The organism is Chryseobacterium sp. AG844, from assembly GCF_003182335.1.
GTDB classification, from domain to species: domain Bacteria; phylum Bacteroidota; class Bacteroidia; order Flavobacteriales; family Weeksellaceae; genus Chryseobacterium; species Chryseobacterium cupriresistens.
The window spans coordinates 94,188-109,553 of sequence record NZ_QGTV01000014.1; the positions used below are offsets into that span (position 1 = coordinate 94,188).

The window sequence follows — 15,366 nt, forward strand, 5'->3', positions numbered from 1 at the left end:
CTGCAAAGCAAATTCAAATGTTCAAAAAAGTAAGCACTGTATTTATCCTTGGATTTTATACTGTTTTTTGTTCGGCCCAGCAGGTCCGGCCTTCAAAATCATCTGAAATTTACCGCGAAATCAAAACCCTTAAAAACCTGCCTAAAGTTTTATATCTTGCGGCGCATCCCGATGATGAAAATACAGGATTGCTTTCCTGGTTAATCAATGGTCAAAATGTAGAAACGGGGTATTTATCTTTAACCAGAGGTGATGGCGGTCAGAATTTATTAGGCACGGAACAGGGTGCTGCATTGGGTTTAATCAGAACGCATGAGCTTTTGGAAGCAAGAAAGTTAGACGGTGCCCAACAGTTTTTTACCCGTGCTATTGATTTCGGATTTTCTAAAAATACGACCGACACTTTTAAACAATGGAATGCAGACAGTATTACAGCAGATGTAGTCTGGGTAATCCGTAAATTCCGTCCGGATATTATCATTTGTCGTTTTCCTCCTACTGCTGCGGCAGGGCACGGACAACATGCAGCTTCGGCTGTGGTAGCGGAAAAAGCTTTTAAGCTGGCAGGTGATAAAAATGCTTTCCCGGATCAGCTGAAATATGTGAATACATGGCAGCCAAAACGTGTATTGTGGAATACTTTCCGGTTTGGAGGAGTTAATACTACAGCTGAAAATCAACTGAAAGTTACCGTTGGGCAATATGATGCGCAACTGGGAATGGGCTATGGGGAGCTGGCAGGATTAAGCAGAAGTTTACATAAAAGCCAGGGTGCAGGAACCCAGTCTGTAGCCGGCATCAGAACAGAATATTTTGCCCACGTTGCCGGTGAGCCTGCAAAAGCAAGCCTTTTTGACGGAGTTACTAAAACCTGGACTTCACAGGGAAATGCTGATATTGACCAGTCATTAGATCAGATTATTTCCGCTTTCAATTTCAATAACCCCGATCAGAGCCTGCCTGCTTTGCTTGCATTAAGAAAAAAGGTCATGGCGCTGCGGGATTCGGACCAGAAAAAGGATAAAGTTAAATCTCTTGACAACATTATTTTAAGTTGTGCCGGGTTTATGGGCGAGGTGGTTACCAATCAGGCTGAAGCGGTTGCCGGAGATCATTATAATTTCAGGTTAAATCTGATTTCAAGAACTGTAAGTCCTGTCATTTTAGAAAATGTTAAATGGTTAAGTCAATCAGAAAGTTTCAACAGGGAACTGTCAAAAGATTCCTTAATTACCATTCAGCATGATATTCAGATTCCTGCGGATGCAGCAGTTACAGAACCTTACTGGTTGGCAAAACCACCTGTGAACGCAGCAACTTTCGCTGTTCCGGATGAAACTTTAGTTGGTCTGCCTGAAGTAGAATCACCATTGAATGTTTGGGTCGGTTTAAAAATCGGTTCGGAAAAGTTTCAGGTTAAGCTTCCTTTATCTTTCAAGAAATTGGACCCTGTGCGTGGTGATGTGGTGGAAGCCTTGCGTATTGTTCCTGCTGTGGAGCTGAAATTTACACAGCCGCTTTATCTGGTCAAAGAAAATGAAGATCTACGATTGAGTATAAATTTTAAGGTTAATTCCAACAAACCGTTCAATAAAGGAATTCTGAATCTGATGTATAAGGGAGAAAAATTAGGAAGTGCTGAAGTAAGTTCTGTAAAAGGGAAAGATTTTACCTTTGATTATGTTATTCCGAAAGCTAAGCTTGCCTCAATAAACTCAACCCGTTTGCAACTGGATGCCAATTATGTTGCGGATGGAGTCACTTATCATAAAAAACAGGTGTTAATTCAGTATCCGCATTTACCTTCCTTACAATATTTTGAGCCTGCCACTGTGACGGTGATGAAAGGTGATATTCAGGCCAAAGTTAAAAAAGTGGGGTATGTACAAGGTGCGGGTGATTTCATTCCTGAATTTCTACGCATTGCAGGAGTTCAGGTAGATATCCTTAAAGACGGAGATTTTTATGGTAACTTAGATGAATCTGGTGGAAACGGCAGTCAAAACAAGCTGTCGCAATATGATGCCATCGTGCTTGGTGTCCGTGCCAACAACACGGAGAAAAAGCTGGGACGCTGGATGCCTTTTTTATGGTCTTATGCCAAAGCCGGAGGTAATCTGGTGATGCAGTATAACACCAACCAGGATACCACCGTTGATCAATTGGGAATGTACAATTTCATTATTGCCAATAAACGGGTTACGGAAGAAAATGCTGCGGTAAAGTTTTTAAATCCCAATCATAAACTACTGAACTTTCCGAATAAAATCACTGCTGATGACTTTAAGGGCTGGGTACAGGAGCGTGGTGCCTATTTCCCCGCTCAATGGGATGCAGCGTATGAACCGCTTTTTGAAATGCACGATGCAGATGAAGAGCCTCTTCAGGGTTCAACTTTATACGCGAAGTACGGGAAAGGTAATTTTATTTATACGCCACTGGCATTTTTCAGACAGCTGCCTGCAGGAAATGCCGGAGCAGCACGTTTATTTTTAAACTTTTTATCTGCACAGAAAAACTAATGAACAAAAAACTTAAAAATTGGAATACCTGGTATCTGTTATTAACAGCTGCATTAATCTTGCAGATTGCATTTTATTATTGGTTTACTAAATTCTGGGCATGAGTACTATAGATTGGACCGTTCTCGTTATTACACTTGTTGCAGTGGTGGTTTACGGCGTATTCATCGGCCGTGGCCAGAAAAGCAACGAATCCTACCTGAAAGCAGATAATAAAATGCCCTGGTATATTGTGCTGATCGGTATTATGGCTACCCAGGCGAGTGCTATTACATTTCTTTCAGCTCCGGGACAGGCTTATACAGACGGAATGCGCTTTGTGCAGTATTATTTTGGTTTGCCTTTGGCGATGATTGTGATCTGTATTACTTTCATCCCGATATTTCAGCGCTTAAATGTTTACACCGCCTACGAATATTTAGAAAACCGTTTTGATAAAAAAACAAGGGTACTCACTTCATTGCTTTTTCTTTTTTCGAGGGGTTTGTCAACGGGGATCAGCATTTATGCTCCGAGTATCATCTTATCAAGTGTTTTAAACTGGAATATTTATGTAACCAATGTGTTAACAGGTGGTATTCTGTTGATTTATACCTATGTTGGCGGGGCAAAAGCTATTGCTCATACCCAGAAATTACAGTTTCTTATTATTCTGGGAACGATGGCTTTTGCAGGGTATCTCCTTATTCAGAATATGCCGGATGGAATTGGTTTTAGTGATGCGCTGTATCTGACGGGAAAATCCGGGAAACTCAATGTCATCACCACCGAATTCGACTGGAAAGATAAATACAATATCTGGAGTGGCTTGATTGGCGGTTTTTTTCTGGCGCTTTCTTACTTCGGTACGGACCAGAGCCAGGTCGGTAGATATATCACTGCGAAAGATAATACCAATGCAAAAATGGGCTTGCTGTTGAACGGACTGGTTAAAATTCCCATGCAGTTTGCTATTCTCCTGATTGGTGCTTTGCTTTTCGCATTCTTTTCTCTGAAACCGGCTCCGATTTATTTTAACGAACGCTCCTATGAGTATTTAAAGGAAAAACAACCTGAGCAGGCTGCAGTTTTTGAAAAAGAGCATCAGGATTTACAAATAAAATTTAATGCAGAATCGAAAGAAATTTTAAAGCTTAAAGAACAAAATTCTCCTCAGCTTGCCAAAACGATTCAGGATTTTAAAGATACGCAATCGCAAGTAAAAGCATTGCATGGAAGGGTAGAGGAAGCTATTAATAATTCAAATTATAATGCGGAGAAAACGGACACGAATTATATTTTCCTGTATTTCGTGAAAAATACACTGCCTGCAGGAATGATCGGGCTGCTTTTTGCCGTCATTTTTCTGGCCAGCTGGGGTTCCATTTCGGCAGCACTGAATTCCCTTGCCGCCTGCTCATTAAAAGATGTTCATTTACTATACAGCAAAGAAATTCCTGATGATAAAACCGAATTGAAATACAGCCGCCTGCATACTTTAGCCTGGGGTATTTTTTCAATCGGTGTAGCTATGTTTGCCACTCAGATGGGTTCACTTATTGAAGCGGTTAACGTATTAGGCTCTCTTTTCTACGGACCTATATTGGGGATTTTCCTTGTTGCATTTTACTATAAAAAGATCAACGGTCCGAATGTATTTATTGCTGCCATTTTATCGGAAATTACGGTTATTGCCGTGTATCAGTTCGATATCGTTTCTTTCCTCTGGCTTAATGTAATCGGGGCAGCAGCAGTCATTATATTTTCTGCAATCGGTTTGCTGTTTTATAAGCAGAAAACAGTAAATTCGTAAACGAACAATATTAAAAACAAACAAATAAAAATATTATGAAAACGATTCTTAAATCTGCAACTGTACTTGTTGCTACGATGACGATCTCAATGAATGCCTTTGCACAGGAGGCTAAAAAACCTGCCAGCCCTCCTGCTACGGCTACAGGAAAAATTAAAGATGCCAACATTACAATAAACTATAGCAGCCCTTCTGTGAAAGGACGTACAATTTGGGGCGGTCTGGAAGCTTATGATAAAGTTTGGCGGGCGGGAGCCAATGAAGCCACTACTTTTGAAACGGATAAAGATATTACCGTTCAGGGTAAAAAACTGCCTGCAGGTAAATACAGCTTTTTCTTAATCCCTAAACAAAGCGGAACCTGGACAGCCATTTTTAACAAAGAACCAAAACAATGGGGTGCTTATAAATATGAACAAGCTAAAGATGCTTTACGTGTTGACGTAAAAACAAAGGCTTTGCCAGCAACACAGGAAACTTTAGTTTATAAAATAAACAGTAACGGATTCACAATGGATTGGGACAAAATCTCAGTTCCTGTAGAGATAAAATAATTTGAATTACAAATTAAAATCCCGGTTTATCCGGGATTTTTTGTTTACAATTTTGATATTGTATAAGGCTGCTGTTGCAGTTCTAATCATTTCCTGTTTAAGTTTTAAAATGTAGAACAGTCTCAATTACATTATAATACAGCCTCTGACCATTCCTCAGCCATCTTTTCAACATAATCTACAAAATTGTCAACATCTTGTATTGTGTAAAAAGTGTATTCAGGCTGATCTTCAAGGGGATCAACATTCTCAAACCAATGATCATGTGCAAATAAAAGTACCTTCCCTGAATTCTTTTCATACATTGTCATATTGCCATTAGCTTCCAGGGCAAAGCAAATGAAGTCATTATATTGTATCGGTTGTTTGTGTTCTTCTTCACAAAGATTTTCATAATATTCTTCCCATTCGCCGATTCCCGTTATGCAGGCAGATTTTAAGAATAAATAGTCCTGATTATTAGTCAGGGCCGGTTCGGGCTGATGATAAGATTCTGAAATCCCGCCTATCTCTTTAAGTAATAATTCATGTTCTTTTGCTAACACAATGTTATCCGTATCTTCTAACTCAATTTTGGTTAACCAGCCACAGCTTTTATTGTACTTATTGGTCCATGAGAACAATCGGTAGGGATTATTGTTTACACTAAATTCCAGCTTTCTGGCCCTTTGAATAAGTTGAGATAATTTAGGGAATGTTGATGTAAAATTATCGGAAAGATTCAGAACTGATTCTGTATCATACAATGTAACAAGATCATTTGGCCTGATAAACCAATTGATGTCTTTTTTAAATGTTTCAAAGTCTAAATTCATTTGATTTTGATTGAATAAACAATAAATATAGGGAAGAAAATAATAATTGAGTTACCTACATCGAAATTAGAGTATATCAACTGTAAACGAAACGGTCAAAAGTAGATTTTAATGAAAGCTGTGCTTACGTTTCAAAGGGACTCTAGTAATCATCTGTAAATCATTGAAATATATAACTTTATAGCATAATCCAGTACATTTAGGCTTATTGAAATATTAACCCGTTATTTTCAGAGATTGAATGAGTCCGTGAGACAATTGAAAATGATATTTTAAAACAATTGGGCTGCCCGGAAATGTTCCCGAAGCTTCCGCCGATAAGATGTTTTCACTTTCGTTATAATCTAATGGTTTCATACTGGCTTTGTAATCTTTGTTGGCTTTGTCAATCCAGCTTTCAATTTCTGCTTTTCCGTTATGGGTTTTGCCTTCATCAAATACCTCCGCATTTTCAGCAAAACAATTTGCATAGGCTGCACTGTTAAATTCGTTTTGGGCTTTCACCAATTCTGAAATAATGTTTGGTAAATTCATTGTATGGTATTTTAAGATGATTAAATGGTTGGCACTGTACCGCCATCGATTATAAATTCAGTTCCGGTTAAATAACTGGCTCTTGGTGAAACAAGAAAACCAACTAATTCAGCTACTTCTTTCGGTTCGGCAGGTCTTCCGAAAGGTATTCCGCCCAATGCATCCATAACGCTGTTTTGCGCTTCTTCTATAGTACTGTTTGCGTTTCTCGCAATTTCACCCAGCCAGGCTTCCGAAGCTGTTGTATTGATCCACCCTGGTGAAACAGCCAGTACCCGAACACCTTTTGGGGTAACTTCGTTCGATAAACTTTTACTATAGTTTCTCAGTCCTGCTTTTGAAGCTGCATAAGGTAAGGTTGAATCATAAAGGGGTAATTTACCCTGGATGGAAGCGATGTGAATAATTACACCATTTTTTCGCTCTATCATTTGTGGTAAAAACCCTCTGTCCAGTCGAACCGGAGCAAGCAAATTAGCTTGTAAGGTTGATTCCCAATCTTCATCGGTTAATGCTGCAAATCCACCAGCGGGTGTTGATGAAGAACCCAGGTTGTTCACAAGAATGTCCAGTCTCCCATAAGCCGACAGCACTTCGCTGATGACTTTTTGTGTTCCTTCTGCTTTACTCAAATCGGCAGGAATGAAATGCAGGTTGCTGTTTTCTTTTTCAGGCGCGTTTCTCGCAGTTATTATAACCGTTGCACCAGCTTGCAGCAGTCTTTCTGCTATTGCTTTACCGGTTCCTTTTGTTCCGCCTGTTACTAGGGCAATTTTACCTTGAAGTTCGTTGTTGTAATTAAATAGATTTTCCATTGTTAAATTCTTTGATACAAATTTCCGAAGTATCACTTTTTCAGGCAATAACGGAAAATTGAATTGCATAGGGATAATTTTTTCCCCTATTGTGCAATTTGGCACATTGGATTAAATTTGTGTATGCATGAAAGAAAAATACCCTTGAATTTAAACTGCGGTCTTGACCTTATCGGTGAAGTCCTTTACGGTAAATGGAAAATCCGTCTGCTGTGGTTTATCAATGAGGGTCATCTGCGCCCAAGTGAATTACAGCGTAAAATTCCGGATGCTTCGAGACGCGTTTTAAATATCCAGTTAAAAGAACTTGAAGAGCACGAACTTGTTACAAAGAAAATTTATGCTCAGGTTCCACCAAAAGTTGAATATTCTCTCACAGATTTTGGAAAGACATTGATTCCGATAATTTCTGCACTAGGATATTGGGGTGATGAAAATGAAGAGAGGCTGAGAAGAGTGATTTTGAACAGGATGGGTGAGAAGGGTTAAAATGAAGATTTAAAAATTTTTGTTACTACTTCTATCAATTTATAAATAAAATGCGATTAATTGTTCTTTTAATTACACGAATTAATTTCATCAATTATTATTTAGCCCCTTCAAAATATTTATACAATCATGATTAAATATACTAAAAGTTTTAAACGAATAGTCTGAAATAAAAATGGCTCAATTTGGATTAAGTTGAAGCTGTTTTAATCTTTATGACCCCAACAGGATTATCTTTGAACACTTATAAGGTGATTGAGTTCGTTTAAACCAAATTAAGTAAGAACTGAAAAGTTCATTTTTATAACGTCGTTTTCCTTAAAATAAAACTTCTGCAATTTAATTATAAGAACCTAAAACTGGCAAACTAAGTACGGCTAGTCTTCAGGTGGTTTTTGTAAATCTTATATAGAACTTGAATAAATATCCAAAGAGTATTATTTAACGAATTCAAGGTATGTATCGAACAGATAAGAGTCGGATTATTTAATTATCAGTCCATTGCTTTAGTACAATTGCATTAGTTATTTCAAATAAATTGTCTCAATTTTAGATGTATTTAGTTGTTTTTTTTATAATAAAGAGCTGATAATTTGATGATTGTGTTAATTTTTGCGCTTGCTTTGTTTTGTGTAATTATCTATTATGTTGTTGTTTTTTTTAAATATTATTTATTATTTTTTATCATTTAACATTTATTTAATTGTATTTTTGGATTATTTTATTATTTTTGAATGTGTGAGTTTTTTGTTGACTTTTTTAAAATTTTGATTATTTTCTAATATATGTAGCAGGGTTGTTAGATTCTGTTAATGATGAAGCTGGTTAAAGTTTTATATTCATTATTTTTAATTACAAAAGACACAAAGGTTTTAAATACTTACGTTTTAAGAGTCAGATTTTATGTATAATAAGTACACTTAAATTTTGTGAAAATCTTTGGTTTTCATTTTATGTGCACTTTTATGCATTTTTATTTTAAGCTTACTTAAGTGAACTCAAGTGTTTTAAAATGAAACCTTTTGTGGTTTTGTAAAGGTTATTTTAGAAAACAAGTGTTTTATCTTCAATGAATTTGGATTGAAACTCTTCTAATTGCCCAGTTAAATGTAATGATACTTCCTAAGCTACTATAAAAGGAACTATAGCAGTAAGGACTTTATACAAATCAGAAGCTGACCAACTGTAGTAAATTATAATTATGTCTATGCAAAAGATAACTTTATTTTTTTTATCCCTTATCAAAATTATTTTCGCGCAGGAAGGGATAGGTGTAATTAATAATAATTTATATGTTTCAATGGATGTAGGGGCAAAAAGTATTTCTTTTCAGGAAAATAAGAAGGGTATATTATTCCTGGCAGTGAAGAGGATATTATTAATCTTTTTTTTGTTTTTGTCCGGTATATTCTATACTCAGAAATGGTCTCCTGAACAAATAGACCGTTTACAAAACAAAATAGGAAGCCAATACATTCAGAAAGGCAGAATTCATGATGGGATTGAACAAACTAAAAAGTCAATAGAATTGTCAGAGGAAATAAATTATACAAAAGGCAAGGCAAGAGGATATATTCATATGGTAAATTTTCTTCATTCCTTGGGAAAGTACAATGAAGAACAGCTATACCTGCAAAAGGCGGAAGCTTTGTATAATACATTTGAAGACGATCCTGCATTACTCTCAGCATTTTTTGCTGCTTACGGAAAAAACTACCAGGAATTAGGATTAATAGCAAAATCCAACGAAAGCTTTGATAAAGCACTTCAAGAAGCTGTGAAAATAAAAGATAAACAGCGAAAGAGAAAACGTCTTCATTATATTTATGGGTGTAAAGCTATAAACTTCGGACTGATTGAATATAATGATTCCATGTACTATTATATACACAAAGCTTATAAAATTTTACCAAGAGTAGTGGAAGCAACTAATCTTACAAGCTATTTTCTCGAAAATAAGAAAAATTCTGATTCTGCAAAATTTTATCTTGACGAGGCTGAAGGTTTACTTAAAAACTCTACGGAGACATTTGACTTTTTGGTATTTAATTATATGTCCGGACAGTATTATGAAAGTATAAAAAACTACAATAAGGCTTTGGAGTTCTACGAAAAATCTCTCGCTTTATCAATTAAGATGAACAGACCCAAAAACATGATGAAGAATTACAAAGAAATAGCTGAAATATATAATCTTCAGAATAATCTTTATAAAGCCAATGAATATCTGAAAAAATATACAAAAATTAGGGATAGCTTTGAGAAAGGTAATTTGATTGCTTTACAGACCTCTGGAAAAAAAATCATAGATGATGAAAAGAAACAGATCCAAGATTCGAATAAGAAATGGTATTACATAATTACAGGATTATTTTCAGGGATAACTATTCTAATAGTTTTACGATGCTTTGGATATTACAACAAAATACAGAAAAAGGATCTGTTGTTGAAAGAGAGTACAACAACTATTTGGCAAAAAGATTTACAGGTGAAAGTATTAGAGCAAAAAGTAAATGAAACTTTTGATGAAATAATACAATTGGCAAAAGAAAACCATCCCGAATTCTGGGGACGTTTTCAAGAAGTATATCCTGATTTTCGTAGTAAAATTCTCAGTATTAATCCTACTTTAAAAGTTTCCGAACTCGTCTTATCGGCTTATATTTATTTAGGGTTTAATACAAAAGATATTGCTAATTATACCTTTAAGGCTGTCCAGACGATAAAAAATAATAAATATAATCTAAGAAAAAGATTAAATATCCCTGCACAGGAAGATATAGTAGTTTGGATAAGAAATAAGACGGATAAAGAAATTAATATTTAGAAAGGATTTCAAATACTTCTGAAAAGAGAATATGACTCTTGGGTTAAATAGTGTTTTCTGATAATATATTTTCTACGCTAATTTTATTAAGGTACTTTGTGGGTGCCTTATTTCTTTTGATTTAATCGATGAATTGTTTTGCTTCGTCCCTTTAAAACTTGGAGCTTTAGATTCTTTCATATAAAAAAGCGCAAATGAAAAATAACGGATATTCTGGTCTTAGTAAAACTTATGATTACAGCAAGATAAAAGTATAGAGATACAATATATAAAGATTATATCAGCGACTTTATATTGTATCGTAATGAATATTGTCTTGAAGTAGTACTATTAAGCTGTCTATTGGCACGAGTTGGAACCAGATATTCAACTTGCAAAGAATAACAGTCCAGAATTTTGGGTGCTTTGTTAGGAACAGTTCCCGACTTTCGGAAAAAGACCCTGGAACTACATGCCAATCTTAAAGTTTCTTAACTTATCTTCTGTGCATATATTTTTCAAGCTTTACAACGAAATATATAGCAAGCATATATTTAGAGCAGTACAGATCATCAGGAACAAAAAAATAATTTAAGAAAGAGGATTAAAGTTCCTGATGAGGATGATTCAACTCTATGGTTCGGGAAAATTAGAATAAAAGGTTTTGTGTTTGATTATCAGTGTTTTGTAATGTTAAGTACTTCGTTGGTACCTGGCTTTTTTTGCATATATAAAGTAATTTCATGTGATTTGCATTAAGTAACACTGTAATTATTTGCACGGTTACGAATACAGTTTAAGATGAAAAATTATAATTATATCCTTCTTAGTAAGGTATAATTAAAGGTAAAACACAATTCTAAAAACATACACATGCAAAAAAAATTTATTATGTATGGAGCTATATTAGTTCCAATGTTCCACCTAGCTCAAGTGGGGATTAGAACAACTTCTCCCATTGCAAGCCTTCATATGGAGCCGACAAGTATTTCGGCTCCTACGGGGATGGATGGGATCTTGATTCCCAGAGTAAAATCATTTCCTATTGCTCAGTCGAAGGGGCATACTATTTTTTTATTTCAGAACGCTACACTTCCGGATGGTTTTTATTATTGGGATGGCATAAGCTGGGTTTCCTTTCTTAGTAGTTATAACCGGCTGTATGATGATAGTATTTATGCAGTAACAGGAGTTGGTTATTCTGCTTCCGGAAATACAGAGAATAATGTATTATTTAATACATTAAAGGCATATAATACCACAGGTTTTTCTGTTTCGGGTAATCAGATTACTGTAGGAAAAAGCGGAACCTATCTGGTCAGTTTTAATTCAGCATTAAAAAAAAACGTCGGTACAGTTAATGAGAATAGAGCAATTTATACTTATAGAATAAAAAAGAACGGATTAACAGTTTTGACAACTTCCAATTCGATAACTAATGAAGGTACAACAGCAACCAGCGTGGCGCTTAGTGGAATTTTAAATCTGGCTCAGAATGATGTTATAATAGTGACAGTACAAAAAACTACTGAGACGGGAAGTACATCATACACAGGTTATGGAACCAACTGTATTACAATGACATATCTGAATGATTAATCTTTAATGTAATGAAAAAGATAACTTTATTTTTCTTAATGCTTGCTGTAGAATGTTTGTCTGCTCAGAATGGGATAGGTATAAACACCAGTGCTCCGCAGGCTCTGCTGGATATACAGGCAAAAAATACTGATACTCCGGAAAACTCTGCAGGTATGTTATTCCCAACTGTAAGTCGATTTTCATCTGTGGATCCTGCTCAGATTCAGAATGGAATGCTGGTTTTTTTGGATAACGCTAGTACGGCAGGTTTTGAGGGATACTATTTCTGGGATGATTCCAAAAAATTATGGCAGTATATATTCCAGACTAAGATTTTAGGAAAGAATCTATTTAAGACGATTGCTTCAGGAAATGGATTTCCTGTAATTTCCAATAGTAACACAAATACTAATGTTTGGTTTAAAACCCCCTTTACAGGTTTGAAAGCTCCGGATGCAAATTACACATTACAGAATGGTGATGTAGTTGTAGGGAGAACTGGAAATTATTCAGTGTTTTTTACCGGTGGTGTATACAAAAATACAGGTGATACCGGGGCAACGGTAACAGAAGTGGGAATCTTTATAGACAATGCGGCTACTCCTGTACTTATAGCCAAATCACCTTTACCGGCGGCAGATAATGCTAAAAGAAGTACCAATCATACGATTTCGAATATTATAACATTAACTAAAGGGCAGAGAATATCGGTACAGACACGGAGAATCAATTCATGTACTACGGAAGTTGGGCCAGAGTCTGTTTATACACTAACCTTATCTTATCTGGATTAATAATTATGAAAAATATATCAACTTTACTTATACTTGGTAACATCTTTTGTTTTGGCTTTTTAAGTTCTCAGGTTGGCATCAATACTAATGCTCCTAAAACCACTTTAGAAGTTAAAACAATTGATAAAGATAATCCGCAGAGTAACGAAGGAGTAATTATACCAAGGGTAACATCACTGAATGTAACAAGTGCCAAGCAGCATGGATTATTGGTTTTCCTTGACTTCGAAGATCCTCTCACTGTGGCTATTGAAAGAGGGTTCTATTGGTGGAACAATACAAGTAATACATGGATTCCCTTTTTTTCTATGAATAAAATGACCAAGGACAAAACCATTACTTATGTAAGTTGTAAAAATGTATTTGATGAAGGTCCTTTAACTTCTGTTTCAACCAACTTAAGAACTCTTGGTTTTGATAGTACTACACTTATTGCTAATGATACTGGTAACTTTTCAGTCAATACAGCTGGAGAACTGGTTGTGCAAAAAGCAGGTACTTATCATGTTCAGGGCGTAATTTCTCTTCACAATGTCACAAATGGTAATAATCCAGCCAGAGATGCTTATGAAGGAATCATTTTGGTCAATGGTGTAGAACCTGTACCTAATCTGCGTACTGCATATGGGTTTCCTAGCGGTCAAAATATTCTTGACAGCAACACAGCTATTTCTGGGTTTGTGACTTTAAATGTAAATGACAGGATCCGATTTTCCATAAACAGATATTATAAAGACCCTACTTTTACAGATGCTGCTACAATCACCCCCAATGGTACGCTTTCTAATCTTACGTTGCGCTATATGGGCAATTTTTAAAAAAAATATTAATAAAGTGTAAAAGCTGGATAATAAAAAATACACAATAAAAAAATACAATTATTGGTAAACTGCTTTGATTTCTGCTTTTTATTTTGGTCAAATCTTACTGGTAAACGGAACCATTATATAACACGGGATTCAATATAGATAAAAATAGTGTTCTTAACTTTCATATTACCGCCAAAAATTTCTTTAGAGGTTATTTCATAATGCCTATGCATCGATAAAACACGTAAAATTTATTTAAACACATGAAAAATTTATTCTTATTCTGTACAATCCTGATTCTTGGATTTTACAAATCTCAAGTAGGTATTAATACTCCAATACCTAAAGCTACATTAGATGTGGAAGGACAAGCCGCAAGTCCAACCGTAACAGATGGTTTTATACCTCCCAGATTAACAGGAGATCAGTTAAAAGCAAAAGATAACGTTTATTCAACTAATCAAACAGGTTCTATTGTTTATGTTACAGCAGCAACAAATTCACCTTCGGCGAAAACAATCAATGTAACAGCTGTAGGATATTACTTTTTTGATGGCACTATATGGAAATCCCTTGTTACCCCGGCTTCTGGTGGTACACTACTAGGATATAGTGCATTAGTATATGGTAATAGTGTTCCATGGACTGTTGACAATGTTATTACTACCTTTGATATAAGTCAGGGAAGTGGTAATCTTTCATCATGGAGAACAAATAATACCACACTTACTGTTCCTGCTAATCAAGGGGGAACATATATAATCTCATATACTGCAGGGCTGTTAATAAATGGGAATGTTCCCACCACTTATTCTTTCATGGCTTTTCCAACTAAGAACGGCGTTCAGATAGGCAATCGTTCCACGACCGCAGTACCTGGAGGGGCAGGAACAAATTATGCAAATGAAACCGTTTCCAATACCTGGAGTGTAATAGTAGATTTAGTACCTGGAGATCAGATTCAAATGAGAGGATTTACCTATCTTGCTTCCGGTACTCCTACTTCTTTCAGAGTAGTACGTTTATCATTAGAAAGAGTAAATTAGTTTTAGTAAAAAAATAAAAAAATACGAAATATAATGCCTAATAAATATTATTGATTTTAATTTCATATCATTTACATTACAAATAAACACTAGAATGAAAAAAAATTACCTATTGTTGTTTTGTTTTTAAACTGCATAGTACATGCACAAGTTGAAATAAATACTTCCTGTACATGTGAAATTACAATATTCAGCTATTGTAACCGGAATGGTTTCTTTAAACGCTGGCAATCCATTTAATTTGGTAGTGTTTCTAAGTTACATAATACTCTAGTTACGGCCTTCTGAGGATACTCATTTACCTATATAATAGTCTGGGCTAAAGTTATTATTCAGTGTCACTGGATTGTAGAAATTAGGATTCTTTCATAAAGCTTGTAAATGCTTTTTTTAATTAGTTGCAACCTGATCTACAAACACAGTAATGCTATATATTGAATAGATTGTTCTTTTGGACAATCTATTTTTTTATAATAAAATATTCAAACATATGATCTGCAAATATTGCTTTAATATTCCGTTAAGTAATTAAAAATCGTTTATTGCTTTGATAAATAGGCTGCCGGCTTATTAGTAAAGCCAATATTATAATCTTTTTTGACTTCGTTTTTATCTTTTGAATTATTGATCTTTAATAATCAGAATTTACAATGGGAACTATAGTGTGTTTGATATTTCCCCAAAAAGTAGAATTTGACGGAAAAAGTTTTCAAACACCTAAAATGAATATCGTTGCTCAGTGTATACACCAGTATAACAACGGATTAGGAATAAAAAAAACCGACATCAAAGAATGAAATCTTCAAATG

The 15,366-nt window shown here is 35.2% G+C and carries 12 protein-coding genes; 9 read left to right on the plus strand and 3 right to left on the minus strand.

Annotation, left to right across the window (positions count from 1 at the left end; genetic code table 11):
• Window positions 1–17 precede the first annotated feature (17 nt).
• The 3 genes from DEU40_RS14580 to DEU40_RS14590 all read left to right on the plus strand — a co-directional run bounded on the left by DEU40_RS14580 (window position 18) and on the right by DEU40_RS14590 (window position 4,868).
• Window positions 18–2,522, plus strand: coding sequence for a PIG-L family deacetylase (locus tag DEU40_RS14580; protein WP_110010499.1), 2,505 nt, complete (start codon window positions 18–20; stop codon window positions 2,520–2,522).
• Window positions 2,523–2,622: 100 nt separating this feature from the next.
• Window positions 2,623–4,314: a sodium:solute symporter gene (locus tag DEU40_RS14585; protein WP_110010500.1), complete on the plus strand. Its 1,692-nt coding sequence runs from the start codon at window positions 2,623–2,625 to the stop codon at window positions 4,312–4,314.
• 35 nt (window positions 4,315–4,349) lie between these two features.
• Window positions 4,350–4,868, plus strand: a complete 519-nt coding sequence (locus DEU40_RS14590; RefSeq protein ID WP_110010501.1) for a DUF2911 domain-containing protein — start codon at window positions 4,350–4,352, stop codon at window positions 4,866–4,868.
• A gap of 131 nt (window positions 4,869–4,999) precedes the next feature.
• On the opposite strand, the gene DEU40_RS14595 is transcribed toward DEU40_RS14590, so the two are convergent.
• The 3 genes from DEU40_RS14595 to DEU40_RS14605 all read right to left on the minus strand — a co-directional run bounded on the left by DEU40_RS14595 (window position 5,000) and on the right by DEU40_RS14605 (window position 7,101).
• The gene (locus DEU40_RS14595; RefSeq protein ID WP_110010502.1) at window positions 5,000–5,683 is read right to left on the minus strand and encodes a hypothetical protein; all 684 of its coding nucleotides are present in this window, start codon (window positions 5,681–5,683) and stop codon (window positions 5,000–5,002) included.
• Window positions 5,684–5,899: 216 nt separating this feature from the next.
• Window positions 5,900–6,217, minus strand: coding sequence for a hypothetical protein (locus DEU40_RS14600; protein ID WP_110010503.1), 318 nt, complete (start codon window positions 6,215–6,217; stop codon window positions 5,900–5,902).
• A gap of 20 nt (window positions 6,218–6,237) precedes the next feature.
• The gene (locus DEU40_RS14605) at window positions 6,238–7,101 is read right to left on the minus strand and encodes an SDR family oxidoreductase (RefSeq protein WP_228406525.1); all 864 of its coding nucleotides are present in this window, start codon (window positions 7,099–7,101) and stop codon (window positions 6,238–6,240) included.
• 75 nt (window positions 7,102–7,176) lie between these two features.
• Between DEU40_RS14605 and DEU40_RS14610 the strand changes: the two genes are divergently transcribed.
• The 6 genes from DEU40_RS14610 to DEU40_RS14635 all read left to right on the plus strand — a co-directional run bounded on the left by DEU40_RS14610 (window position 7,177) and on the right by DEU40_RS14635 (window position 14,557).
• Window positions 7,177–7,521, plus strand: a complete 345-nt coding sequence (locus tag DEU40_RS14610; RefSeq protein WP_228406526.1) for a winged helix-turn-helix transcriptional regulator — start codon at window positions 7,177–7,179, stop codon at window positions 7,519–7,521.
• A 1,207-nt stretch (window positions 7,522–8,728) separates the two neighbouring features.
• The gene (locus tag DEU40_RS14615; RefSeq protein WP_181397974.1) at window positions 8,729–10,348 is read left to right on the plus strand and encodes a tetratricopeptide repeat protein; all 1,620 of its coding nucleotides are present in this window, start codon (window positions 8,729–8,731) and stop codon (window positions 10,346–10,348) included.
• An 870-nt stretch (window positions 10,349–11,218) separates the two neighbouring features.
• The gene (locus DEU40_RS14620; RefSeq protein ID WP_146207863.1) at window positions 11,219–11,926 is read left to right on the plus strand and encodes a hypothetical protein; all 708 of its coding nucleotides are present in this window, start codon (window positions 11,219–11,221) and stop codon (window positions 11,924–11,926) included.
• Between the two features lie 11 nt (window positions 11,927–11,937).
• Window positions 11,938–12,702, plus strand: a complete 765-nt coding sequence (locus DEU40_RS14625; RefSeq protein WP_146207864.1) for a hypothetical protein — start codon at window positions 11,938–11,940, stop codon at window positions 12,700–12,702.
• A gap of 5 nt (window positions 12,703–12,707) precedes the next feature.
• Window positions 12,708–13,520: a hypothetical protein gene (locus DEU40_RS14630; RefSeq protein ID WP_110010509.1), complete on the plus strand. Its 813-nt coding sequence runs from the start codon at window positions 12,708–12,710 to the stop codon at window positions 13,518–13,520.
• Window positions 13,521–13,774: 254 nt separating this feature from the next.
• Window positions 13,775–14,557, plus strand: coding sequence for a hypothetical protein (locus DEU40_RS14635; protein WP_110010510.1), 783 nt, complete (start codon window positions 13,775–13,777; stop codon window positions 14,555–14,557).
• The last annotated feature ends 809 nt before the right edge of the window (window positions 14,558–15,366 follow it).

Bases quoted from the DNA above. Each gene is read 5' to 3' on its own strand.
- DEU40_RS14580 (WP_110010499.1), top strand. From the start codon at position 18: ATGTTCAAAAAAGTAAGCACTGTATTTATCCTTGGATTTTATACTGTT.
- DEU40_RS14585 (WP_110010500.1), top strand. From the start codon at position 2,623: ATGAGTACTATAGATTGGACCGTTCTCGTTATTACACTTGTTGCAGTG.
- DEU40_RS14590 (WP_110010501.1), top strand. From the start codon at position 4,350: ATGAAAACGATTCTTAAATCTGCAACTGTACTTGTTGCTACGATGACG.
- DEU40_RS14595 (WP_110010502.1), bottom strand. From the start codon at position 5,683: ATGAATTTAGACTTTGAAACATTTAAAAAAGACATCAATTGGTTTATC.
- DEU40_RS14600 (WP_110010503.1), bottom strand. From the start codon at position 6,217: ATGAATTTACCAAACATTATTTCAGAATTGGTGAAAGCCCAAAACGAA.
- DEU40_RS14605 (WP_228406525.1), bottom strand. From the start codon at position 7,101: ATGCAATTCAATTTTCCGTTATTGCCTGAAAAAGTGATACTTCGGAAA.
- DEU40_RS14615 (WP_181397974.1), top strand. From the start codon at position 8,729: ATGCAAAAGATAACTTTATTTTTTTTATCCCTTATCAAAATTATTTTC.
- DEU40_RS14620 (WP_146207863.1), top strand. From the start codon at position 11,219: ATGTATGGAGCTATATTAGTTCCAATGTTCCACCTAGCTCAAGTGGGG.
- DEU40_RS14625 (WP_146207864.1), top strand. From the start codon at position 11,938: ATGAAAAAGATAACTTTATTTTTCTTAATGCTTGCTGTAGAATGTTTG.
- DEU40_RS14630 (WP_110010509.1), top strand. From the start codon at position 12,708: ATGAAAAATATATCAACTTTACTTATACTTGGTAACATCTTTTGTTTT.
- DEU40_RS14635 (WP_110010510.1), top strand. From the start codon at position 13,775: ATGAAAAATTTATTCTTATTCTGTACAATCCTGATTCTTGGATTTTAC.